Origin of the sequence: Aeromonas sp. 603079 (assembly GCF_049172135.1) — a bacterium.
GTDB classification, from domain to species: domain Bacteria; phylum Pseudomonadota; class Gammaproteobacteria; order Enterobacterales; family Aeromonadaceae; genus Aeromonas; species Aeromonas veronii.
Genome location: NZ_JAAKPX010000011.1, coordinates 83,689 through 104,248, shown reverse-complemented (window position 1 = coordinate 104,248; position 20,560 = coordinate 83,689). Strand labels below are relative to the sequence as shown.

The following is a 20,560-nucleotide window of genomic DNA, read 5'->3' as shown; positions in this document are numbered from 1 at the left end:
AGGCAAAAGCGCCAGCCTAACGGGCTCGAAAGTCATTTGGAAATTAAATGATAGAATGGGTTTAAGTGGTTTTGTAAATGGAGTGCCCCATGCTGGATCCCCTGTTACTGCGCAGTTTTGTCGCCATTATCGACACCGGCAGCTTTACCCGCGCCGGTGAACGGGTCCATCTGACCCAATCCACCATCAGCCAGCAGATCCGCCGCCTTGAGCAGCAGCTTGGCTGCCCGCTGCTCGATCGTGCTGGCCGTCAGGTGGTGGCGACGGCGGAGGGGGAAAAATTGCTGGGGCTGGCCCGCCGCATTCTGGCGCTGCTGGCGCAGGCCGAAGAACAAGTGACGGAAGGGAGCGTGGCGCTCAGCCTCGGGGTGCCGGAGGATTTCGCCGCGGGTGCCATCACTCCGGTGCTGGCCGCCTTTGCCCGCGACTACCCCGAGGTGCGGCTGGAGGTGGAGAGCGGCCTGAGCCATCAAATCTGGCAGCGCTTCGCGGCGGGGGAACTGGATCTGGCGCTGGTCAAGCAGGTGCGGGGGCAGGGTTCGCCCCTTGCCAGCTGGCGCGAACCGCTGGTGTGGGTCGATAGTCGCGACTGGCCGGCGAAGGGGCGTGATCCGCTGCCGCTGGTGGTGTTCCCGAGCGAAGGGCTCTATCGGCGGCAGATGACCGAGGCGCTTGATGGTCTGGGTCGGCGTTGGCGTATCGCCTATGTCAGCGCCAGCCTTGCCAGTTTGCAGGGGGCGGTGAGCGCGGGGATCGGGGTGAGCTTGCTACCCAAACGGCTGATGCCCGCCGATCAGCTGGCCCTGACCCAGTGGCCCAAGGTGGCGCCGGTGGAGCTGGCGCTCCATGCCGGGGGAAGCGGGAGCGAGCCGCTCACCCGCTTGAGCGCGGCCCTGATCGCCCTCTGTGACGAGGTGATGGGGCCGCAGTAACTTGTGGTATGGGGAAAACTGAAGTCGGAAAGATAAACGGGGGGATCAGTGATCCTTCCCCTCCGCCAGCTTGCGCTCGTAGTCATTCTTGACGATGGCCAGCGCCGCCAGCACCAGCTCGGGGGCCAGCTGGTTGGTCTCCAGCAGTTCAATCAGATCCACCGCGAGTTTCACCTCGGGTGGGGCAGTTTCCAGTGACATGGGCAGGGTTCCGGTTGCGGGAAGAGGGGGGATTATACAGGGGTGCCGTCGTTGGCAGAAAGCGCCCGCTCTATCGGGCTGTGAGGCACCCGGGTCAGAGGTGCTGGCGCATCTCCTTGTCGATCTCCTCGCGCAGGGCGATCAGCTTTTTGGCGTACTGCTGCAACTGCAGATCGCTCTCGCTCACCGGTTGCCACTGAGGCACCGGGGTCGGTTTGCCCTGCTCATCCATCGCCACAAAGATGATGATGCAGTGGGTGGTCTTGTGGCGCTCGGTCTCGGTGGGGTGGCGGCTGTAGACATCCACCGCCAGATGCATGCTAGTGGTGCCGGTGTGGATCACCTGGGCGTGCACCTCCACCAGCTGGCCAATCTGGATGGGGCGCAAAAAGCGGATCCCCCCCACATAGACGGTCACCGCATAGCCGCCGCACCAGCCGGCAGCGCAGGCGTAGCCCGCCTGATCGATCCACTTCATCACCATGCCGCCGTGGACCTTGCCGCCGAAATTGACGTCGGAGGGTTCGGCCAGAAATTGCAGGGTCAGTTCGCGATTTGGCACAGTTACATCCTTATTGCCTGAAGGGTTTCCCTGAGCTTTGCCCCATCGGCCTGCCCGGTCAAGGGTTCATCCCCGATTCAGGGGGGCGGGGTCACTATCTTGCTCTATCGACGGGAACATAGCCGCAGGAGTGACACCATGAAACAGATGCTGGAACAGTTGCTGGGGGCTGGCAAAGGCTGGCTCAACGAAGGCGGAGACAAGCGCAAGGGGCAGATGCAGGGAGCGCTGGCCGGCGGTGCGCTCGGTCTGCTGCTGGGCAATAAAAAAGTGCGCAAATATGGCAGCAAGGCCGCTGCCGTGGGCGGCGCTGCGGCCCTTGGCGGGCTGGCCTACAAGCTCTATCAGGATTGGCAGGCCCAGCAGGCGGCGCCCGCCCAGCCTACCCATCCCATCAGCGGGCTGGAAGGCAATGCGCTGGATGCCCGCGCGGCGCTTTTGGTGCGTGCCATGGTGGCCGCGGCCCGGGCCGATGGCCATATCGACGGCGCCGAGCGCCAGAAAATTCAGGAGTACCTGACCGAACAGGGTCAGAGCGATGTCGCCCGCTGGATTGACGCCGAGCTGGCCCGCCCCCTCGATCCCCACGCGCTGGCGCGGGAAGTGACCGACATGGAGCTGGCCACCGAGGTCTATCTCGCCTCCCTGCTCGCCATCGAGGTGGATCACTTTATGGAGCGAGGCTATCTCGACGAACTGGCGCGCGCCCTCAAGCTCGATGACAACCTCAAAGGCAGCATCGAGCGGCAGGTGGCCCAACTTAACGCCCCCGCCTGATACCCCTCATCGCCATGGATTGCCGATAACGCCCCGCTCAAGGGGCGTTGTTGTTTCTGCTGCCCGCCAAAAGATACGGATGAGCCTATTTGGATTGCGGGACACAGCCCCTAAGATGGCGCAGGACCATCACCATTTTTGCAAGGAGCAACCGTTGGAGATACGCAAGGCAAGCGAACTGGATATCGACGCCATTGTCGAGCTGAACCGGCAGATAGGAGAGATCCACCATCAACACTATCCCGAGGTGTTCTGCCCCCCTTCGACAGAGGCGCGGGCATTTTTGCTGAGCGCCATTGCCGCAGAAGGGCGTCTGTTCTGCGTTGCCGAGCAGGATGGCTGGGTGGTGGGCTTTTTGACGGCGCGGATAGACATCAATGAGAGCGTGCCTTTTCTCACCCGTGCGCCGATTTGCCGTATCGGCTCCGTGGTGGTGGATGAGCAGCACCGCTCCCGCGGGATTGGCAAGGCGCTGATCGCCCATTGCGATGAGTGGGCCAAGGCCCGTGATGCTCAGCAAATCCGGCTGGAGGTGATGGCCTTCAACGAGCGTGCCCAAGCGCTCTACGAGGCGCTGGGCTTCAAGGTGCAGTCGCAGATCATGGCCAGATAACCAGTTTCTGATGGCGAGCCAAGGCGCGTCACTCCCCAACTACACAAGCCCGTTACGGGCCTTTGTTCGTTTCGTCAGCGGCTCTTTACCTCGTTACTTTTCACCGAGCTGCGCGGCAATCAGCTCCGCCAGTCGGGTGAGGGCCTGCTCCAGCTGTTCGCTCCAGGGATGGGAGCTGTTGAGGCGCAGGCAGTGGTTGTGTTGTCCCTGACTGGAGAAGAGCGCGCCGGGGGCCACTGAAAAACCGCTGCCCAGAGCCTTGGCGTGCAGGGCTCGGCTGTCGAAATGGGCAGGCAGCGCCAGCCAGAGGAAGTAGCCGCCATCGGGGGAGGAGATCCGCACCTCGTCCGGAAGCAAGCGCTGCAGGGCCGCCCGCATCTGCTGCTGGCGCTGGGCCAGGGTGTGGCGCAGGCGGCGAAAGTGGGCATCGACCCCGCCCTGGCGCAGCATCTCGGCCAGAGCAAGCTGGCTCGGTACATTGGTGGAGAGGGTGGACATCAGTTGCAGCCGTTGCACCCGCTCGGCATGGGGCCCCGCCACCACCCAGCCGACCCGAAAGCCCGGCGCCAGACACTTGGAAAAGGAGCTGCAGAGCAGGCTGTCGCCACGCTGATCCCAGTGGCGGATCGGCTTGGGGCGCTCGCGGCCGAAGTAGACCTCGGCATAGACGTCATCCTCCACCAACGGCACCCCATGGCTGTTGAGCAGTGCCATCAGCCCCTGTTTGTGTGCATCGGGCATGGTGTGGCCGAGCGGGTGCTGCACATTGCCCATCAGCCAGCACGCCTTGACCGGCATTTGGCTGAGGGCATCTTCCAATAGCGCCAGATCGATACCCACTCCCGGAATAACCGGGATCTCCACCGCCTTGAGTTTCAGCCGCTCGATGGCCTGCAGGGCGCCATAGAAGGTGGGGGACTCCACCACCACCCAGTCACCGGGCTCGGTCAGCACCTGCAGGCTGAGGGAGAGCGCCTCCATGGCGCCGGTGGTGATGATGATCTCCTGCGGATTGACCGCCACTCCGTCGCTGGCGTAGCGCTGGGCGATGGCGCGGCGCAGCGCTTCGTTGCCGGGGGGCAGGTCGGCCACCGTGCTGAAGGGGTCGAGCTTGCGCATGCAACTGGCCAGCGCCCGCCCGAGCTGGGGATGGGGGAATAGGGTCGGGTCTGCTACCGACATGCCAAGGGGCACCAGATCCCGCGATTTGCTCGCCTGCAACACCTCGAACACCAGATCGTTGATATCCACCGAGCCGCTGTAGTGGGTCTGGCTCGGCGTGTGCTGCACGACCTGTGGTGAGGCGGCTTTGACGTAGTAGCCGGACTGGGGGCGGGCGAGGATCCGCCCTTGACTCTCCAGCAGTTGATAGGCCTGCAGCACCGTCATGGGGCTGAGCCCGTGGGTCTTGCAGCTCTGGCGAATGGAGGGGATGCGCTCCCCCGGTTGCCAGATACCATCGTCGATCTGGCTTTGCAGGCGGTCGGCCAACTGCTGGTAAAGAGACATGATCTGGATCAACTGTTATAGGTGTAATTCAATATAACTGCATCTGTTATAGGTGTCATGCTCCGTGATGTACTTGTCACGCACGAAACGTGCAAGGCAAATACAACAAAAGAGAGTGACGCATGATCAATCCGGATGACGTGGTCAGCCTGTCTCGCCTGCAATTTGGCGCCACGGCCCTGTTCCACTTCCTGTTTGTGCCCCTCACGCTGGGGCTGTCCTGGATCCTGGTGATCGCCGAGTCGGCTTATGTGATGACCGGCAAGGTGATCTATCAGGACATCACCCGCTTCTGGGGCAAACTGTTTGGCATCAACTTCGTCATGGGGGTCACCACGGGGATCACCATGGAGTTTCAGTTCGGCACCAACTGGGCTTACTACTCCCACTATGTGGGGGACATCTTCGGTACCCCGCTGGCCATCGAGGGGCTGATGGCCTTCTTTCTCGAATCGACCCTGGTGGGGCTCTTCTTCTTCGGTTGGGACAAGCTCTCCCGCGGCAAGCACCTGCTGGTGACCATGCTGGTGGCGCTCGGCTCCAATCTCTCGGCGCTCTGGATCCTGATCGGCAACGGCTGGATGCAAAACCCGGTGGGGGCCGAGTTCAACCTGCTGACCCAGCGCATGGAGCTGGTGGATATCGCCGCCGTGCTGTTCAACCCGGTGGCGCAGGTGAAGTTCGTTCACACCGTCGCGGCGGGCTATGTGGCGGCCTCCATGTTTGTGATGGGGGTGAGCAGCTGGTATCTGCTGCGCAAGACCGAGGTGCAGTTTGCCCTGCGCTCTTTTGCCATCGCCTCCGGCTTCGGACTGGCGGCCATCCTCTCGGTCATCGTGCTCGGGGATGAGTCGGGCTATCGCACCGGCGAGGTGCAGAAGGTGAAGCTCGCCGCCATCGAGGCGGAGTGGGAGACCGAGCCGGCACCAGCTTCCTTTACCCTGTTCGGCTTCCCGGATCAGCAGGCGCAGACCACCCATGCCGCCATCAAGATCCCGTATCTGATGGGGATCATCGCCACCCGCTCCATCGACGAGGCGGTGACCGGCCTCAAGGATATCAAGGTGCAGAACGAGGCACGCATTCGCAGCGGCATGGTGGCGGCAGAGGCCCTCGACCAGATCCGTCGGGGCGATGACAGCCCGGCCAACCGCGCTCGCTTCGAGCAGCACGGCAAGGATCTCGGCTACGGCATGCTCCTGACCCCCTATGCCAGCAATATCGCCAAGGCCGGTGAGGCAGAGATTGCCAAGGCGGTCGATGACTCCATCCCGCCGGTGGCACCGCTGTTCTGGGGCTTTCGGGTGATGGTGGGGCTTGGCGTCACCATGCTGGGGCTGATGGTAGTGAGCTTTGTCCAGCTCTGCCGCAACCGGCTGCAAGACTCACCGCGCCTGCTCAAGACCCTGCTCTGGAGCATTCCGCTGCCCTGGATTGCCATCGAGGCGGGCTGGCTGGTGGCCGAGCTTGGCCGTCAACCCTGGACCATCAGCGACGTGCTGCCGGTCTCGGCCTCGGTCTCTTTGCTTCAGCCGGGCCAACTCTGGTTCAGCCTCATCGCCATCTGTTCCATCTACACCCTGTTGCTGGTGGTGGAGCTGTTCCTGTTGCGCCATGTGATCCGCAAGGGGCCCGCCATTCTCCATACCGGCCGCTACAGCGGTGAACAACCCGAACTTGCGAGGATCGCCTGATGGATTACGCAACCCTGAAACTCATCTGGTGGGCGCTGGTGCTCTTCATGATGGTCGGTTTTATCGTGATGGATGGCTTCGATCTCGGCATCGCCATGCTGCTGCCGGTGGTGTCGAAAGATGACGATGACCGCCGTCTGGTGATCAACAGCGTGGGGCCGGTGTGGGAGGGTAATCAGGTGTGGCTGATTGCCGGTGCCGGTGCCCTGTTCGCCGCCTGGCCGCTGGTTTATGCCGCCGCCTTCTCGGGGCTTTACATCCCCATGGTGGTGCTGCTGCTCGGGCTATTTTTGCGTCCGGTCGGCTTTGACTATCGCAGCAAGCTGGCCGATCCGGTGTGGCGCCGCTGGTGGGATCGGGCGCTGGTGGCCGGTGGCCTGATACCGGCGCTCATCCTCGGTGCGGCTATCGGTCTGGTGATGGAGGGGCTGCCGTTTCGCTTCGACACGGCGCTGCGTCTGCACTATGGCGCCTTCGACTTCCACTGGGGCTGGCTGCTCTCGGTGCTGGCCACCGCCATCAGCCTGTTGCTGCTGCACGGCGCCGGTTTTCTGCAAGCCAAGGTGACCGGCACCCCTGCGCTGCGCGCACGGGGGATCGCCATCCTGCTGGCCCCGCTGGTGAGCCTCTGCTACCTGCTGGCCGGCTGGCATCTGGTGGATCTGCAAGGGTTTCAGCTGACCGGTGTCGGCACACAACCCTTTGACCCGAATGCTGCCATCAGCCCGCTGATGAAGGGGGTGATCCCCCACGCCGGAGGCTGGCTGCGCAACTACTTTGACTATCCGCTGCTGTGGCTGGTGCCGATCATCGGGGCGCTGGCGCCGCTGGTGAGCGGGATTGCCTCCTGGCTGGAGCGGGGCCGGATTGCGCTGCTGGCCAGCGCCATTGCCTGCGCCGCCATGCTCTGCTCGGTGGCCATCGCCCTGTTCCCCTTCGTGCTGCCCTCATCCCTCGATGCGGTCAGCAGCCTGACCCTGTGGGACAGCACCTCCAGCTACAGGACCCTGGCCATCATGTTCGGCCTCGTGCTGGTGCTGATGCCGATCAACCTGGGCTACACCGGCTGGGTCTATCGGGTGGTGCGCGGCAAGCTCGACCGTGCCCGCATCAAGCGCGACAGCCATCAACTCTACTGACCTCAAGGGATCTGCTATGTGGTACTTCACCTGGATTTTGGGCCTCGGATTCGCCCTGCTGCTGGGCCTGTGCAACCTGCTCTGGCTGGAAGCGCGCTGGCAGGCGGACGAACGGGACGGTAACTGACGGCGGGGGCTCGCGCCCCGCCACGGCCGGTGGTGGGCGTTCACACGTCGCCATCGGCCCCTCTCTCCCCCTCTTTAAACGACACAAACGACACACTTTCAACCGACAACCAACCGACAGGTAATTGTGATGAAACAGAGATTGAAAGCGGTGGCGCTGGCCATCGGGTGCGCGCTCACCGTCGCCCCGGCCTGTGCCGAACCGGTACAACTGACGCCACTGGATAAAACCTTCACCCTGCAGGTGCTCGGCAGTGGTGGCCCCATCTCCGACGACCTTCGCGCCTCCTCCAGCGAGGTGATCTGGTGGAAGGGGAAATCCCGCATCCTGATCGATGCCGGTGGCGGCGTCTACCTGCGCTTCGGCCAGGCGGGGGCCAAGCTCGAAGAGGTCGATTTTATCGGCATCACCCACTTTCACACCGACCATGTGACCGACCTGCCCGCCCTGCTCAAGGGGGCCTACTTCTTCGAGCGCAGCGATCCGCTGGATCTGGCGGGGCCAGAGGCCGGTTCGGCCTTCCCCAGCATGAGCGGCTACTTTGATGCCCTCTTCAACAAAGACAAGGGCGCTTATGCCTACCTGAGCGGTTTCAAGGATGGCACCGATGGCCTCTTCCCCATCACCTTGCACGATGTGCCCTACCAGAGCCCGCAGCCCCACACCGTCTATCAGCAGGATGGGCTGACCATCACTGCACTCGGCATCCCTCACGGTGACGTGCCCTGTCTGGCCTATCGCATCGAGAGCGCCGAGGGGACCATCGTTATCTCGGCGGATCAGAACGGCAGCAACCCGGCCTTTGTGCCGTTTGCCAAGGGGGCCGACATTCTGGTGATGCCGCTCGCCATCCACGAAGGGGCCGATCCGGTCTCCGCCTCGCTCCATGCCAAGCCATCTGTGGTGGCCAAAATTGCCGCCGAGGTGAACCCCAAGCTGCTGGTGCTCAACCACTGGATGGGGGTTGGCCTCAATCATAAGAAAGAGGCGATGGCCATCGTCAAACAGCAGTTCCACGGCCAGATCGTGGCCGCCCGCGATCTCTCCAGCTACCCCGTTTCATCCGTCAAGGAGTCCGCCCATGAGTAACTCAAGCAGCAACAAAACCAACAAACTGACCCTCTCCATCGCCATGACCAGCCTGATTGCCCTCACTCCGGGACTTGCGTTGGCGGCCACCCCGAGCGATGCGCCGGTCAAGGCCGCCCCCAGCGAACAGCACGGCGGCAAGTGTGCGGCGGGCAAGTGCGGCACCGAGAAGCGCTTCGAGAAGCAGGCCCTCGACAGTGATCCGCAGGGGCGGCTGGTGCGCGCTCGCGATGGCAAGTGTGGCGTGGCGGGCGAGGGGATTGATGGCAATACATCCAGCAAGGGCAGCAAGATGACGGAGGGGGTATGCGGCCAATAAGCTCCCGCAGTCGGGGGATCGGGCTGCGTCAGGAGCATCTGGATGCGCTCTGCTCCGGCCCCGTCCGTCCCGGCATCGACTTTCTCGAGCTGGCGCCGGAGAACTGGATGGCCATCGGCGGCGCCAAGCGGGCGCAGCTGCATCAGCTTGCCGAGCGTTACCCGCTGGTGGCCCACGGCCTCAGCCTCTCTCTCGGCGATTGCCAGCCCCTCAATCGCACCCTGCTCAGCCAGATCCGCACCTTTCTGGACGAGTTCGGAATAGAGATCTATAGCGAGCACCTGAGCTTTTCCCGCGACCAGCAGGGCTATCTCTATGAGCTCTTACCGGTGCCGCGTCAGTGGGAGAACATTCCCTATCTGGCAGAGCGGATCGCGCAGGTGCAGGAGGCGCTGGCCCGCCCGCTGGTGCTGGAAAATATCTCTTACTACCACGGCTATGACCACGAGATGCCGGAGGAGGATTTTCTCGCCGAGCTGGTGGCGCGCAGTGGCTGCGAGCTGCTGCTCGATATCAACAACGTCTTCGTCAACAGCCGCAACCACGGTTACTGCCCCAAGCGGATGATCGCCGGGCTGCCGGGCAATGCGATCCGTTACTTCCATATCGCCGGTCATCTGGAAGAAGCGGATGGCACCTTGCTGGATACCCATGGTCGTCCGGTCTGTGAGGAGGTGGTAGCGCTGGCCCGTTATACGGTGCAGACCCATGGCCTGCGTCCCCTGCTGCTGGAGCGGGATCACCATCTGCCGCCGCTGGCAGAGCTGGAGGCCGAGCTGGCACGGGTGCACGGCGCCTGTTGCGAGGCGATCGACCATCAGGTGCGGGAGGTGCGCTATGGATAGACGGTTATCACTGATCTCCTCGCCCAAAACGGCGCCGCAGCGGATGCAGCAGCAGACCGCCTGGCTGGCGAGCCGGGTGCGGCTGCCGCAGGATGGCATCGCCAGCCACTATGCCCGCAGCGTGCGTGCCAATGTGGAGTCGGTGCTGGAGAGCGCCTTTCCGCTCACCCACGCTCACTGGGCGCCGCTGGACAGAGGGCTGCTGGTGGAGGGCTTTGTCATCGCGCACGGCGCCGAGGCCCCCGAGTTTCACCATATCGCCACCGAGTTTGTCCGCTATGTGCAGCATCGCCACGGCGAGGGCTCTCTCAACTGGCCCAGGCAGCGGCTGGCGCTGCTGGAGTATGAGTGGGCCTGCCTCTGTGTCGAGATTGATGAAGGGGTAGTGCCGCAAGTTGTACCGGGGGTTGAGGTGACGGCGGAGAGTCCGCTTGTGCTCAATCCCACCCTGCAACTGCTTGAACTCCCCTTTGCCATTCGTCGCAGCGGCGTGGTGCCGACCCGGCAGGGCAACCACTTCTATGGCCTGTTTCGCAGCCCGGATCATCAGGTGGTGACTCAGCGGTTGCGCGAATGGGATGTGGCGCTGATCCAGTTGCTGCAACAGCAGCCGGGGATCACCCAAGCCGCGTTCCAGCAACAGGTGCAACAGGTTCGCAGTGATTTTGATCTGAGCGAGTGGGCACGCCATTTTTACCGGCTTGGTCTGCTTACCCTGCCCGTCGGTGAGCGCCAGCCTGGCACTCCCTTGCCCTCATTTAGCAAACACCAAGGAGAATTCCCATGAACAACACCCTGATCCAGTGGTACGAGCGGGCGGTAGCCCAGTGCAAGCGGCTCGATTTTCTGGCCCTGCTGGCCATTCGCCTCTATCTCATTCCGGTTATCTATGTGGGGGCCCACTCCAAGGTGGTGGGTTTTGCCGGCACCGTCGCCTGGTTTGGTGCCCCGGTCTCGGAGGGGGGGCTCAACTTGCCGTTCCCGACCCTGCTCGCCTTTCTGGCGGCAGGCACCGAGGTGCTGGGCTGCATCTGCATCGCCCTTGGCCTCTTTACCCGCATCATGGCCATTCCCACCATCTTTCTGATGAGCGTGGCGAGCGCCATGGTGCACTGGAAGCACGGCTGGGACGCCATCGCCACCGGCAGCATGGAGGCCACTGTGCGCCTCAACGGCTTTATCGAGTGGCTGGCCGCCAACTTCCCCGGTCGCTACAACTACATCACCGAGCTCGGGGATCCCGTGATGCTCAACAACGGGATGGAGTTTGCCGCCACCTACTTCGTGATGCTGTTGGTACTGCTGGTTTACGGCGGGGGCCGTTACGTCAGCCTCGACTACTGGCTCAAACGTGCCGTGACCGGCAAAGCAGGCGTGCAACAGGCGGCATAAGACCCGCCAACGGATAACAAAAACCATAACGACAGAGCGTGAAAAACAGCGAGCGGCCGGGTGCCGCTCGCTGTTTTTGTGCTGTGTGGGGAGAGTGTCAGCTGCGTCAGCCGTTACTGGTAGCGGCCGACCGCGATGGTGGACTCCTGCTCAATCTGGCCAAGGCGCTCGGCCCACTGGGCGAGCCAGGCTTCCCGCTCTTCTTGCGAGACCCGCACCGGGGCATAACAGATATGGGGGCGCAGCACGTCGAAGCCGACAAATTGCAGGATCCCGCGCTGGATGGGGCGCAGCACCCCGTCGATATCGCCGTTGAAGCCGTCGGGCAGATAGGTCTCGGCAGGGCCGCCGGTGGTGAGGCTCAGCAACGCCCGCTTGCCGCGAAACTTGCCGCTCTCGTAGATATGGCCCTGACCGTAGACCCGCCCCATGGCAAAGACCCGCTCCACCCACCCCTTGAGGATGGCTGGCAGGCCAAACCACCAGAGCGGGAACTGGAAGATCAGCAGATCGGCCGCCTCCAGCTTTTGCATCTCCTGCTCCAGCTGCGGGGCGAAGCTGCCTTGCTCGGTGGCAGCCAGCTCTTCGAGTTGCAGCTTGAGAAAATCGGGATCGCTGGCGGCGGTGAAGTTGCGCCGATCCGAGACGGGATCAAAGCCCATGGCATAGAGATCGCTGGTCATCACTGTGTGACCCGCCTGCTCCAGCGCCCTGATGGCGTGGCAGAAGAGGGCACCGTTGAAGCTTTTGGGTTCGGGATGGGCATAGACAATAAGCACCTTCATAACAGACTCCGTGGCAAATGATGCGAGGGTGACAGGCTTGGTTGCTGAAAAAGTTACTGAAACAGTTGCCGGGTTGGCGCTGTGTCACAGCATAGAAGCCTGCCGCGCCGATTGCAGCAGGCGCCACGCCCTTGCGTGACGCCTGCTGGCGCAGCTTATGCCTGACAGGCTGCGAGCCGGAGGGCTTCGCGGCGCTCGCTGACATGGGTCAGCCCGTAGGCCAGCAGCACGATAAGGGCGCCGATCCAGGGGGTGTGCATCAGGCCGAGGTGTTCTACCACCAAGCCACCGACCACAGATCCCAGCGCGATGCCGACGTTGAAGGCGGCAATATTGAGGCCCGATGCCACATCCACCGCCTTGGGGGTGTGCAGCTCGGCCTGCTTCACCACCAGTACCTGCAGACCCGGCACGTTGCCGAAGGCAAAGGCGCCCCACACCAGCACGGTCAGTACCGCCAGCACCGGATGGGGGGCGGTGAAGGTGAGGGCCAGCAGCACCAGCGCCAGACCGGCAAACAGCAGCTTCAGCGCCGGCAATGGGCCCATCTTGTCGGCCAGCTTGCCACCCCAGATATTGCCGATGGCGACCGATACCCCGTAGACCAGCAGGATCAGGCTCACCGCACCGGCGCTAAAGCCGCTCACCTGCTGCAGGATGGGGGCGAGGAAGGTAAAAGCTGTGAAGGCACCGCCATAACCGAGGGCGGTTTTGGCGTAGACCAGCAGCAGCGGTTTTTTGGTGAGCACCGAGAGCTGTTCGCGGATGGTCGAGGCCGCCCCCTTTGGCAGGTTGCTCGGGATCAGCAGCAGGCTACCCACCATGGCGATGAGGCCGAGCAAGCTTACTACCAGAAAGGTTTCACGCCAGCCAAAGACCTGACCAATCCAGGTGCCGAGCGGTACGCCGGTTACCAGCGCCACGGTAAGGCCGCTGAACATGATGGCGATGGCGCTCGCCGCCTTCTCTTTGGCCACAAGACCCGTGGCGATGGTGCTGCCCACCGAGAAGAAGACTCCGTGCGCCAATCCGGTCAGGATGCGGGCTACAATCAGGCTTTCATAACCGGGGGCCTGCCAGGCCAGCAGGTTGCCGGCGGTAAAGAGTGCCATCAGCCCCACCAGCAGCCACTTGCGCGGCACCTTGCCGGTCAGTGCCGTGAGCACAGGGGCGCCGATGGCCACCCCAAGGGCATAGAGGCTGACCAACAGGCCCGCCGAGGGGAGCGAGACATTGAGCTGCTCGGCGATGGTGGGGATAAGCCCCACGATCACAAATTCGGTAGTGCCTATCGCAAAGGCACTCAGGGTAAGGGCAAATAACGCCAGTGGCATAACAACTCCTTGGTTAGGGACTCCCGACGGGAGAATGGCGCCAGTATGCCGAGACAGTTTGTTGGCAAAAATGATGGTTACATCAAATTACTTTTGCCAAATAAGCAGCAATGGCGATGAGTAGGAGGGGAATGGGAGAGACAAGAGTGGCCGCAAAGAGGGGGGAAGAGAGATGAGATCGAAGTGACTGGAAAGCAGAGTAGAAGCGTGTTGAGCGAGTAGGGTATAAAGAGGAAACGGGGGCGGGGGTAATGTAAGGAGACAGGGTTGGCTGAACCTGCTGTGCGTGGGGGAATGAGCAACGAGTGAGATGAAAGGGCAAAAAAAGCGGGAGGCATTATACCTCCCGATTTTGCTGAAAAATGTCGTTGAGCGTTATTTGCACCCTTCTCCCCTTGTGGGAGAAGGGTTAGGGATGAGGGGGAGGTCGCTTGCCCCCTCACTCTGACCTTCTCCCGTCGGGAGAGGGGATAGTTCGCAGTTGCAATAGGCTCGTGAGAGTTGCCGGTATCCGCCGTCGAAGCAAGAGAGCCCATGTCTCCCTTCCCGTTTAATCCCAATCCGGGGCAAAGTCCGGGTTGGCGCAGCGCTCGCCCCGATCCAACGTGGCGATGGCGGCTATCTCCTCGCTGCTCAAGGTAATATCGAGAGCGGCCAGATTGGCGGTCTGATTCTCCCGCTTGGTGGAGCTCGGGATCACCGCCATATTCTGAGCCAGCAGCCAGGCCAGCGACACTTGGGCCGCCGAGACGCAGTGGCGCTGGCCAATCTCCATCAGCAGCGGCTCGCTCAGCACCTTGCCATAGGCGAGCGGCATATAGGCGGTGACGGCGATACCCTGGGCCTTGCAGAACTCGACCACCTTGCGGTTTTGCAGCAGTGGATGAACCTCGATCTGCTGGTGGGCGATGGCCCCAGGCCCCAAAATCTCGATAGCCTGTTTGAGCTGGGCCACGGTGAAGTTGGAGACCCCGATCTCCCGGGTCAGGCCCCGGGCCTTGGCCTCGGCCAACTGCTCCAGATATACCGCCATCGGCACTTCATCTTTGGGGGAGGGCCAGTGGATCAGCGTCAGATCCAGATAGTCGGTGCCCAGTTTTTCGCGGCTCACCTCAAGGCTCGGGATCACCTTGCCCGGCCCGAATTCGCTGGTCCACACCTTGGTGGTCAGGTAGATCTCGTGACGGGCAACAGTACTGCGGGTCAGCACGGCGCCGACCTCGGCTTCATTGTCATAGATCTGGGCGGTATCAATATGGCGATAGCCCAGCTCCAGACCGTTGGTCAGGGTGGCAAGCAGCGGCTCGCCCTTCAGGCGGAAAGTGCCCAGACCCATGGGTGGCATATTGATCATCTCGTTCCTCAATGGGGTGGTGGTTGGCCCTTGATGGGCTGAACAGAAACAGGCTCTAGGGCCAATCAGGCGCCCAGTGGCTGATAGCGGCGAATGGTGCTGCTGGCAAACCAGGGCTCGGCCTTGGCGACAAATTCGGTAAAGTGGGGTTGGCCCTGATGGGTGGTGAGGGCCGCTTCGCTCTCCCACACCTCGTAGAGCATCCAGCTGTTTGGATTGTCCAGATCCTGATGCAGCTGATAGCGCTGGCAGCCCGCCTCTTGCAAGGTGGCCGCAATCAGCGGCTCAAGGGCGGCGCGAAACTGGGCGGCGAATTCGGGTTTGGCTTCAAGCTGGGCAATCACAATCACGGGTGATGACATCTGAACCTCCTTGGCAAAAACGAAGGGTCAGTATGCCTGCCGTGACTTGCTGGAAACAGGGCGCTGGTTGCAAAACAGTATTGAGGGGAGAGCAGCAATGGGATCCGATAAATGACACCGACAAAGTCGGTGTCAAGTGATAGTTAGAGCTGTATAGACTTGCGTAGTTATTATGGAATCGCCAAGATACAGCACTTTTTTTTCAGTTGTTTAGCTTGATATCTGATGCTGTCTCTCAAAAACAGAAGCATGGTGCTGATCTATCTTTTCATTGACATAGTTGTCGGTGGCCTTCACCAAGTCTTTTATAAATCTGATTACTTTTTCAAGTTCGTCACGTTTAATCAAATGAGCTGATGGAATTCCTGAGTTTATAGGTTTTGATCGATGGGCTGCATCCCCACGCTTCTTAATCCATTGATTCAATGTTGATCTGGCTTTATCTGGCTCGTAATTTGACCACCGCCACCCTTCAGTGACATCAAACCCTAAATAGTCTTGAAAAATTCGTTTTGTTTTATCGGAGCTAGGGTTGTGGAATGTTTTCAAATCTGTATGAAGTTTTTTTAATATAAAATCACCAAGATAGCTACCTTGAACAATCGCAAGCTTTTTATGCATTTCTTCGACAACACGATCTTCTACATAGGTTTCCCATGCAGTGAGTGCCATTACAAGTCCTGCTCGTTTTAGTACTTCGCTGTTTGGTGGAGGTGGGTTTGCATTTACACTATCAAAATGGGCTAATAACTCTTCAGCATCCTTTATTGCGTATTCAAATCCTTGAATTGCTTTTGACATAATCCCTTCCAGATAAAACGGTATTTAAATATTGTATGGTTGGTATTCAATGTATGGATATGAAAAACATATATACAAGAGCAGCATCATGCTAATAACAAACATTAGCATTGAATGTCGATGATACTTCATTGTTTCCAAAGAATTGCATCGGCAAGATCACAAAACAAGTTATTAATTAGTATTTTTAGATATTTGTAAGAGATCACGGCTGATTATGGATATTGTTGGGGCGCATCGTGTGGATGCTTCTCCCACTAACCCATCACGCACAAGCCGGTTCAGCCCAGACGGCAAACTCATTACCGCTGGGCTCAACGAAGTGGAAACGACGGCCACCGGGAAAATCGAAAAGAGGGCGGTTGATGATGCCTCCGTGTTGGCTCACCTTGGCTTGAGTCGCTTCAATATCCGCGCTGTAGAACACCAGCAGGGCGCCGCCCTGAGCGGTCAGGTTGCACTGATCCGCACGATAGAATCCGCCATCCAGTCCTTCATCGGCAAAGGCACAGTAGTCGGGGCCGTAATCGACAAATTGCCAGCCAAATACGGCCTGAAAGAATGCCTTGGTCGCGGCGAGATCCTTGGCCGCAAACTCCACATAGTTCAATTTTTCATGGGCTTTCATTCAGTTCGTCTCCCTCATCATCAGCATCGCTGGGTTCAGCAAGTTGTTCCCACGGGGTCAGTTTAAGCTGCTTGCGCCGTAGCCAGAGCCAAGATGCCATGGTCAGGCCGCAGAATCCCGCAAACAAGGCTGTTTGGCGCAGGGCAAACAGCGGATCTATCCCCATGGGGTGCCAACTGAAAAACCACATCGCCATGCCCCATACCAGACCAATGCCTACCCCGAATACCAGAACGTTGGTTAGCCAACCTTCATAGTGAGGCGGTTTGACGGGATAACCGAACCTGCGCAGTAGTCTGCACAGCGGTGGATTGTAGTTGGCATGCCATACCCCTTTGTTAGCCAGCTCCTGATGGGCGGCGGCCAGCCGCTCTTCAAATGTCATGGTATTCATCCTTGTGAAATAAGTGGTGTCATACGGTGCTTTTCAGGCTGCATTGTACTGACAAATCGCGGGTATGATGTGGGCTCGCGGTCACGTTCTTTCTCTGTAGAAAAAAAGAACTGGCCTCACCGCACGCTTGCCAATCCACAGCGGCTGCGTCTATAAAGGCCCATTACTCTTGTCCGGATAACAGCAATGAAGACTCATTCTGATGAACTGACCCTGTTTGTGGCGGTGGTGGAGGCGGGCAGTTTTCGCCAGGCGGCGGAGAACCTCGGCATGGACAACTCGGTGGTGAGCCGCGGCATCAAACGGCTGGAGGAGAAGCTCTCCACCGTTTTGCTCAATCGCACCACCCGCCGGGTCAGTCTGACCGAGGAGGGGAGCTGGTTCTATCAGCGGGCGGTGAAGATCCTGACCGAGATGAGTGAGGCGGAGGGGCATCTGCTGATGCGCCGGGAGCAACCAGAGGGGATCTTGCGGGTAGATGCCGCTACCCCCTTTATTCTGCACCGGCTGGTGCCGATCATCGGCGAGTTTCGCCGCCGCTACCCCGCCATCGAGCTACAGCTGCACAGCTCGGAGGGCTTTATCAATCTGATGGAGCGGCGGGTGGACATGGCTATCCGCATCGGCGAGCTGACCGACTCCTCCCTGCGCGCGCTGCCGCTGGGCCGTTCGCGGCTGCGGCTGCTGGCCTCTCCCGCTTATTTGAGCGAGCGCGGCACCCCGCGCCAACCGGCGGATCTGCTGAGCGGTCACGAGCTGCTCGGCTTTTTGCATCCCGATCACCTCAACCACTGGCCGCTGCTAAGTGCCGAGCAGGGGGATCGCTTTGCCATCACCCCCAGCCTGCGTGCCAGCAGCGGTGAAACCTTGCGTCAGCTGGCGCTGGCGGGGCAGGGGATCGTCTGTCTGTCGGATTTCATGACCGGGCCGGATCGGGAGAGCGGCGCGCTGGTGGAGGTGCTGGCCCGCAGCAACAGTGGCGCCTCGCGCCCCATCAATGCGGTCTTCTACTCCGATGCCCAGCGGGATATCCGGCTGCGGGTCTGGCTCGATTTTCTCAAAGAGCAGCTGGGCAGCCATACCCTGTAGTTCAGGTTGGTTTGTGCGGTTTGTTTGAACGGTTCGTCGCTGCGGTTTGCTTAACGAAAAACAAGCGCGCCTTCGTTGCGGTCAATCAGCATTAGCCAGGCGGCAGATACACAGACGGCCGACTTGAGAGTTGGCTACCGGTTCGGGAAGGTGTGTGAGCTGAAGCGCAGTTAGCGGGGTGGTTTGCCCCATACCCGGCTGAGCAAGGCGCCGCCGATCACCGGCGGAATGGCCAGCAGCAGGGTCCACTGCCAGGAGAGGCCGCCGACGGTGGCGGCCAGTACGATGCTGGTGAGCACCACCAGTTGGGCCACCATTATCAGGAAGGTGCCTTCGCGGGGGGTCAGGGTCTCTTTTTGAGTGGCGACGTGAGCTACGGGCGCTTGAGTGGTGGTGGGTTTCATGGCGATATCCCTCTGTTGAGTCTGATATCACTAAGCAATGGCTGTTCCACATTTTTTCATGTTAATAATCAATGTGTTGTGCTCTTGCTCGTCATTCCCGTTCCGAGAGCGCAGGCAAAATGATTTGCAAAATGAAAACGCCACCCTGAGGTGGCGTCTTGGTTATTGAGAAGAGGAGGGGGAAGCGCCGGGCCTAGCCAATCCGGTATTGGCGGATCTGCTCGTCGATGGCTTTGGCCAGTTCGAAAAGTTCGCGGCTGGCGGCATTGCTCTCCTCTGCGTGTTCACGCTGATGCTCGGCCACCATGGCGAGCTCGTCAAGCGCAGCTCTGGCTTGCCCCATCTGTTGATCCTGAGCTTGTGCCAGCGCGCTGATTTCGTTGAGTTCCCTTGCTGTCTGGTTAATTTGGCTGGTGGCATCGACCAGCACCTCTCTGGCTTGATGCATCCGGCTATAGCCCTCTTCGCTCAGGGTGTGGGAGCCTGCCATCGAGCTGCTGGCCTGCCGGGTACCCTCCTGCAGACGCAAGATAAGATCCTGCACGTCCTTGGTGGCGGTCTGGGTGCGCACCGCCAGTTGGCGCACCTCGTCGGCCACCACCGCAAAGCCCCGCCCCATATCCCCTGCCCGGGCAGCCTCGATAGCGGCATTGAGGGCCAGTAGGTTGGTCTGGTTCGAGACATCGCGGATGAGGTTCATGATCTGGGTGATGTTGTTGCTGTCCCTGACCACCTCTTCAAGCAGCGCGGACGAGGTGCCGATGCTGCTGCGCAAAGTATCGAGACGATCGGCACTTTGGATCACATCCTGTTCGACACTGAGCATGTGGTCAGCGATGCGCCGGGTCACGTCGTTGACCCCCTCGGAACGGCTGGCGATCTGCTCGGCATTGCTGCCGATGGCAGCGACTACGTTGGTCAGTTCTTGGATGCTCCTTGCCTGCTGGCACGCTTCTCCCGCCAGTGCCTGCGCCTGATGAAGGGTTTGCGAGGATTGGGCGGAGAGGGCACTCCCCGATTGTTGGAAGCGGGAGAAGCTCTGGTTAAGACTCTGGATCAGCCGGTTGAAGCTCTGGGCCATCTGGCCCAGCTCCGACTCGTCGGAGAAGTCGAGGCGGGTCGCCAGATCCCGATCGGCGGTGATGTGGTGCATGCCATCGGCAGCCTGACGAATCGGGCGACTGATGGAGTGAGCCAACCAGGCGGAGGCCAGCATCGCCAGAGTGCCGATGGCGAGCGACACCATGATGATGAGCTGGCGTGACTCATGTAATCCCTCTTCCAACTCGGCGCTGTTGATCTCGCCAATCAGCAGCCGGTTGAGGGTGGGGATGTAGCGTACAGCAAGAAGGTAGGTTTCTCCCTCCAGCGTCAGTGCCTCAACTGCCACCTGTTCCCCAGCCTTGGGGATAAGCCGTTTGACGGTATCGAGAAAGGATTGTTGATGGTGAGCGGCATCTTTTTGCTCCAGTGCGGGGTGGATCTCGATATTGCCTTCCATGTCCGCCAGATAGACCTGACCGCTCTTGCCGATCCGATAGCTGCTGATGAGCTTGCTCAGGGTGCTCATGTCGATGGAGGTACCGGCCACCGCCAGGGTATTGCCCTCGTGGGTGACGGCGGTGTTGATATAGAGGGAGGCTCGCTGGTTGAAATCGGAGATGTCGAGGTTCAGTTCGTAAGGTTGATTGCGCTGGAGAAAACCGTAAAACCACTCATCTTTCGGGTCTGACTCGCTCAGCGCTTTCTGGGCGGTGGGGCCGTCACTGAAGTTGAGCAAGGTGTTGGTCTGGCGAGGGGCAATAAAGACGTTACCGCCGAGACGTCGTTGCAGAGCCTGAAAGTAGCGCTCCATCTCGGGCCACTCAGCTTCTGGCATGCCAGCGGTCAGCCAGTCGATGACGAAGCTGTTGCTGGCGAGCGCTTGCGCCTCTGTCAGGTGCTGGGTCAGCTGGGCGGTCAGCTGGTTGGCAATGCGGTCCACACTGCTTGGCAGCTCATAGCGTTCGACCCGCTGCTGTGCCTGCGTGTGGGATATCTGCTCGAGGATCAGGGTGATGCAACTGATGGCGATAACCATCAGTATCGCTACGCCGGAGAGGATCCGGGTGCGGATCCCGAGCCCTGACCAGAGTGAGTGCAGTGTAAAACGGTGTATCGCCCTCTCCATATTTCTCTCCTCCATAAAGAAAGGCCGCATATGCGACCCA

At 60.6% G+C, this 20,560-nt stretch carries 24 protein-coding genes; 12 read left to right on the top strand and 12 right to left on the bottom strand.

The window, feature by feature from the left end:
* Positions 1–89: 89 nt before the first annotated feature.
* Entirely contained in the window at positions 90–932 is an 843-nt protein-coding gene (locus G5287_RS10155; protein ID WP_421231239.1) for a LysR family transcriptional regulator, read from the top strand.
* A 45-nt stretch (positions 933–977) separates the two neighbouring features.
* Here the strand turns inward: G5287_RS10155 and rsmS are convergent, their stop codons facing one another.
* Positions 978–1,133, bottom strand: a complete 156-nt coding sequence (gene rsmS, locus G5287_RS10150) for a pleiotropic regulatory protein RsmS (protein ID WP_005359642.1) — start codon at positions 1,131–1,133, stop codon at positions 978–980.
* A 94-nt stretch (positions 1,134–1,227) separates the two neighbouring features.
* Positions 1,228–1,695 carry an acyl-CoA thioesterase gene (locus tag G5287_RS10145; RefSeq protein WP_005337580.1) on the bottom strand — a complete coding sequence of 156 codons (468 nt, stop codon included), beginning with the start codon at positions 1,693–1,695 and terminating at the stop codon, positions 1,228–1,230.
* Positions 1,696–1,833: 138 nt separating this feature from the next.
* On the opposite strand from G5287_RS10145, the gene G5287_RS10140 reads away from it, so the two are divergent.
* On the top strand, positions 1,834–2,472 hold the full coding sequence (locus tag G5287_RS10140; protein ID WP_005350838.1) for a tellurite resistance TerB family protein: 639 nt from the start codon (positions 1,834–1,836) through the stop codon (positions 2,470–2,472).
* A 154-nt stretch (positions 2,473–2,626) separates the two neighbouring features.
* Positions 2,627–3,085: a GNAT family N-acetyltransferase gene (locus G5287_RS10135; protein ID WP_421206461.1), complete on the top strand. Its 459-nt coding sequence runs from the start codon at positions 2,627–2,629 to the stop codon at positions 3,083–3,085.
* Positions 3,086–3,178: 93 nt separating this feature from the next.
* Here G5287_RS10135 and G5287_RS10130 read toward each other — a convergent pair whose 3' ends face one another.
* Positions 3,179–4,594: a PLP-dependent aminotransferase family protein gene (locus G5287_RS10130; RefSeq protein ID WP_421231238.1), complete on the bottom strand. Its 1,416-nt coding sequence runs from the start codon at positions 4,592–4,594 to the stop codon at positions 3,179–3,181.
* Between the two features lie 122 nt (positions 4,595–4,716).
* Between G5287_RS10130 and G5287_RS10125 the strand changes: the two genes are divergently transcribed.
* The 8 genes from G5287_RS10125 (at position 4,717) to G5287_RS10090 (ending at position 11,199) form a co-directional block, all read left to right on the top strand.
* Complete coding sequence (locus G5287_RS10125) at positions 4,717–6,288, top strand: cytochrome ubiquinol oxidase subunit I (protein WP_216978458.1); 1,572 nt, start codon at positions 4,717–4,719, stop codon at positions 6,286–6,288.
* Positions 6,288–7,427 carry a cytochrome d ubiquinol oxidase subunit II gene (gene cydB, locus G5287_RS10120; protein ID WP_421208727.1) on the top strand — a complete coding sequence of 380 codons (1,140 nt, stop codon included), beginning with the start codon at positions 6,288–6,290 and terminating at the stop codon, positions 7,425–7,427. The genes G5287_RS10125 and cydB overlap by 1 nt, the downstream gene beginning before the upstream one ends.
* Before the next feature lie 16 nt (positions 7,428–7,443).
* Positions 7,444–7,554 carry a cytochrome bd-I oxidase subunit CydX gene (cydX, locus tag G5287_RS10115; protein ID WP_005337572.1) on the top strand — a complete coding sequence of 37 codons (111 nt, stop codon included), beginning with the start codon at positions 7,444–7,446 and terminating at the stop codon, positions 7,552–7,554.
* 129 nt (positions 7,555–7,683) lie between these two features.
* On the top strand, positions 7,684–8,643 hold the full coding sequence (locus G5287_RS10110; RefSeq protein ID WP_042081514.1) for an MBL fold metallo-hydrolase: 960 nt from the start codon (positions 7,684–7,686) through the stop codon (positions 8,641–8,643).
* The gene (locus G5287_RS10105; protein WP_213386993.1) at positions 8,636–8,962 is read left to right on the top strand and encodes a hypothetical protein; all 327 of its coding nucleotides are present in this window, start codon (positions 8,636–8,638) and stop codon (positions 8,960–8,962) included. The genes G5287_RS10110 and G5287_RS10105 overlap by 8 nt, the downstream gene beginning before the upstream one ends.
* Positions 8,950–9,807, top strand: a complete 858-nt coding sequence (locus G5287_RS10100; RefSeq protein WP_421231237.1) for a DUF692 domain-containing protein — start codon at positions 8,950–8,952, stop codon at positions 9,805–9,807. Before G5287_RS10105 ends, G5287_RS10100 begins: the two co-directional genes overlap by 13 nt.
* Positions 9,800–10,594 carry a putative DNA-binding domain-containing protein gene (locus tag G5287_RS10095; protein ID WP_421231236.1) on the top strand — a complete coding sequence of 265 codons (795 nt, stop codon included), beginning with the start codon at positions 9,800–9,802 and terminating at the stop codon, positions 10,592–10,594. The genes G5287_RS10100 and G5287_RS10095 overlap by 8 nt, the downstream gene beginning before the upstream one ends.
* On the top strand, positions 10,591–11,199 hold the full coding sequence (locus tag G5287_RS10090; protein WP_041208529.1) for a DoxX family protein: 609 nt from the start codon (positions 10,591–10,593) through the stop codon (positions 11,197–11,199). Before G5287_RS10095 ends, G5287_RS10090 begins: the two co-directional genes overlap by 4 nt.
* A 113-nt stretch (positions 11,200–11,312) precedes the next feature.
* Here the strand turns inward: G5287_RS10090 and G5287_RS10085 are convergent, their stop codons facing one another.
* The 7 genes from G5287_RS10085 to G5287_RS10055 form a co-directional block, all read right to left on the bottom strand.
* Positions 11,313–11,984, bottom strand: a complete 672-nt coding sequence (locus G5287_RS10085; RefSeq protein ID WP_421231235.1) for an NAD(P)H-dependent oxidoreductase — start codon at positions 11,982–11,984, stop codon at positions 11,313–11,315.
* 155 nt (positions 11,985–12,139) lie between these two features.
* Complete coding sequence (locus G5287_RS10080) at positions 12,140–13,318, bottom strand: MFS transporter (RefSeq protein WP_421231234.1); 1,179 nt, start codon at positions 13,316–13,318, stop codon at positions 12,140–12,142.
* A 550-nt stretch (positions 13,319–13,868) separates the two neighbouring features.
* Complete coding sequence (gene dkgB, locus G5287_RS10075) at positions 13,869–14,672, bottom strand: 2,5-didehydrogluconate reductase DkgB (RefSeq protein ID WP_421231233.1); 804 nt, start codon at positions 14,670–14,672, stop codon at positions 13,869–13,871.
* Positions 14,673–14,737: 65 nt separating this feature from the next.
* Complete coding sequence (locus G5287_RS10070; protein ID WP_421231232.1) at positions 14,738–15,034, bottom strand: putative quinol monooxygenase; 297 nt, start codon at positions 15,032–15,034, stop codon at positions 14,738–14,740.
* A 210-nt stretch (positions 15,035–15,244) separates the two neighbouring features.
* A complete protein-coding gene (locus tag G5287_RS10065) occupies positions 15,245–15,835 on the bottom strand; it encodes a HEPN domain-containing protein (protein WP_082044030.1) in 591 nt (196 codons plus the stop codon).
* Positions 15,836–16,100: 265 nt separating this feature from the next.
* Complete coding sequence (locus G5287_RS10060; RefSeq protein ID WP_421231231.1) at positions 16,101–16,463, bottom strand: VOC family protein; 363 nt, start codon at positions 16,461–16,463, stop codon at positions 16,101–16,103.
* The gene (locus G5287_RS10055; RefSeq protein ID WP_206901596.1) at positions 16,450–16,848 is read right to left on the bottom strand and encodes a DUF6404 family protein; all 399 of its coding nucleotides are present in this window, start codon (positions 16,846–16,848) and stop codon (positions 16,450–16,452) included. The genes G5287_RS10060 and G5287_RS10055 overlap by 14 nt, the downstream gene beginning before the upstream one ends.
* 195 nt (positions 16,849–17,043) lie before the next feature.
* Between G5287_RS10055 and G5287_RS10050 the strand changes: the two genes are divergently transcribed.
* Positions 17,044–17,946, top strand: coding sequence for a LysR substrate-binding domain-containing protein (locus tag G5287_RS10050; RefSeq protein WP_042081961.1), 903 nt, complete (start codon positions 17,044–17,046; stop codon positions 17,944–17,946).
* A 170-nt stretch (positions 17,947–18,116) separates the two neighbouring features.
* Here the strand turns inward: G5287_RS10050 and G5287_RS10045 are convergent, their stop codons facing one another.
* Together G5287_RS10045 and G5287_RS10040 are read right to left on the bottom strand one after the other, a co-directional pair.
* Positions 18,117–18,350 carry a hypothetical protein gene (locus tag G5287_RS10045; RefSeq protein ID WP_421231230.1) on the bottom strand — a complete coding sequence of 78 codons (234 nt, stop codon included), beginning with the start codon at positions 18,348–18,350 and terminating at the stop codon, positions 18,117–18,119.
* A gap of 193 nt (positions 18,351–18,543) precedes the next feature.
* On the bottom strand, positions 18,544–20,520 hold the full coding sequence (locus tag G5287_RS10040; protein ID WP_421231229.1) for a methyl-accepting chemotaxis protein: 1,977 nt from the start codon (positions 20,518–20,520) through the stop codon (positions 18,544–18,546).
* Positions 20,521–20,560: the final 40 nt, after the last annotated feature.

Coding starts and splice junctions, on each gene's coding strand:
- G5287_RS10155 (WP_421231239.1), top strand. CDS start 90: ATGCTGGATCCCCTGTTACTGCGCAGTTTTGTCGCCATTATCGACACC.
- rsmS (WP_005359642.1), bottom strand. CDS start 1,133: ATGTCACTGGAAACTGCCCCACCCGAGGTGAAACTCGCGGTGGATCTG.
- G5287_RS10140 (WP_005350838.1), top strand. CDS start 1,834: ATGAAACAGATGCTGGAACAGTTGCTGGGGGCTGGCAAAGGCTGGCTC.
- G5287_RS10130 (WP_421231238.1), bottom strand. CDS start 4,594: ATGTCTCTTTACCAGCAGTTGGCCGACCGCCTGCAAAGCCAGATCGAC.
- G5287_RS10125 (WP_216978458.1), top strand. CDS start 4,717: ATGATCAATCCGGATGACGTGGTCAGCCTGTCTCGCCTGCAATTTGGC.
- cydB (WP_421208727.1), top strand. CDS start 6,288: ATGGATTACGCAACCCTGAAACTCATCTGGTGGGCGCTGGTGCTCTTC.
- cydX (WP_005337572.1), top strand. CDS start 7,444: ATGTGGTACTTCACCTGGATTTTGGGCCTCGGATTCGCCCTGCTGCTG.
- G5287_RS10110 (WP_042081514.1), top strand. CDS start 7,684: ATGAAACAGAGATTGAAAGCGGTGGCGCTGGCCATCGGGTGCGCGCTC.
- G5287_RS10105 (WP_213386993.1), top strand. CDS start 8,636: ATGAGTAACTCAAGCAGCAACAAAACCAACAAACTGACCCTCTCCATC.
- G5287_RS10100 (WP_421231237.1), top strand. CDS start 8,950: ATGCGGCCAATAAGCTCCCGCAGTCGGGGGATCGGGCTGCGTCAGGAG.
- G5287_RS10095 (WP_421231236.1), top strand. CDS start 9,800: ATGGATAGACGGTTATCACTGATCTCCTCGCCCAAAACGGCGCCGCAG.
- G5287_RS10090 (WP_041208529.1), top strand. CDS start 10,591: ATGAACAACACCCTGATCCAGTGGTACGAGCGGGCGGTAGCCCAGTGC.
- G5287_RS10085 (WP_421231235.1), bottom strand. CDS start 11,984: ATGAAGGTGCTTATTGTCTATGCCCATCCCGAACCCAAAAGCTTCAAC.
- G5287_RS10080 (WP_421231234.1), bottom strand. CDS start 13,318: ATGCCACTGGCGTTATTTGCCCTTACCCTGAGTGCCTTTGCGATAGGC.
- dkgB (WP_421231233.1), bottom strand. CDS start 14,672: ATGATCAATATGCCACCCATGGGTCTGGGCACTTTCCGCCTGAAGGGC.
- G5287_RS10070 (WP_421231232.1), bottom strand. CDS start 15,034: ATGTCATCACCCGTGATTGTGATTGCCCAGCTTGAAGCCAAACCCGAA.
- G5287_RS10065 (WP_082044030.1), bottom strand. CDS start 15,835: ATGTCAAAAGCAATTCAAGGATTTGAATACGCAATAAAGGATGCTGAA.
- G5287_RS10060 (WP_421231231.1), bottom strand. CDS start 16,463: ATGAAAGCCCATGAAAAATTGAACTATGTGGAGTTTGCGGCCAAGGAT.
- G5287_RS10055 (WP_206901596.1), bottom strand. CDS start 16,848: ATGACATTTGAAGAGCGGCTGGCCGCCGCCCATCAGGAGCTGGCTAAC.
- G5287_RS10050 (WP_042081961.1), top strand. CDS start 17,044: ATGAAGACTCATTCTGATGAACTGACCCTGTTTGTGGCGGTGGTGGAG.
- G5287_RS10045 (WP_421231230.1), bottom strand. CDS start 18,350: ATGAAACCCACCACCACTCAAGCGCCCGTAGCTCACGTCGCCACTCAA.
- G5287_RS10040 (WP_421231229.1), bottom strand. CDS start 20,520: ATGGAGAGGGCGATACACCGTTTTACACTGCACTCACTCTGGTCAGGG.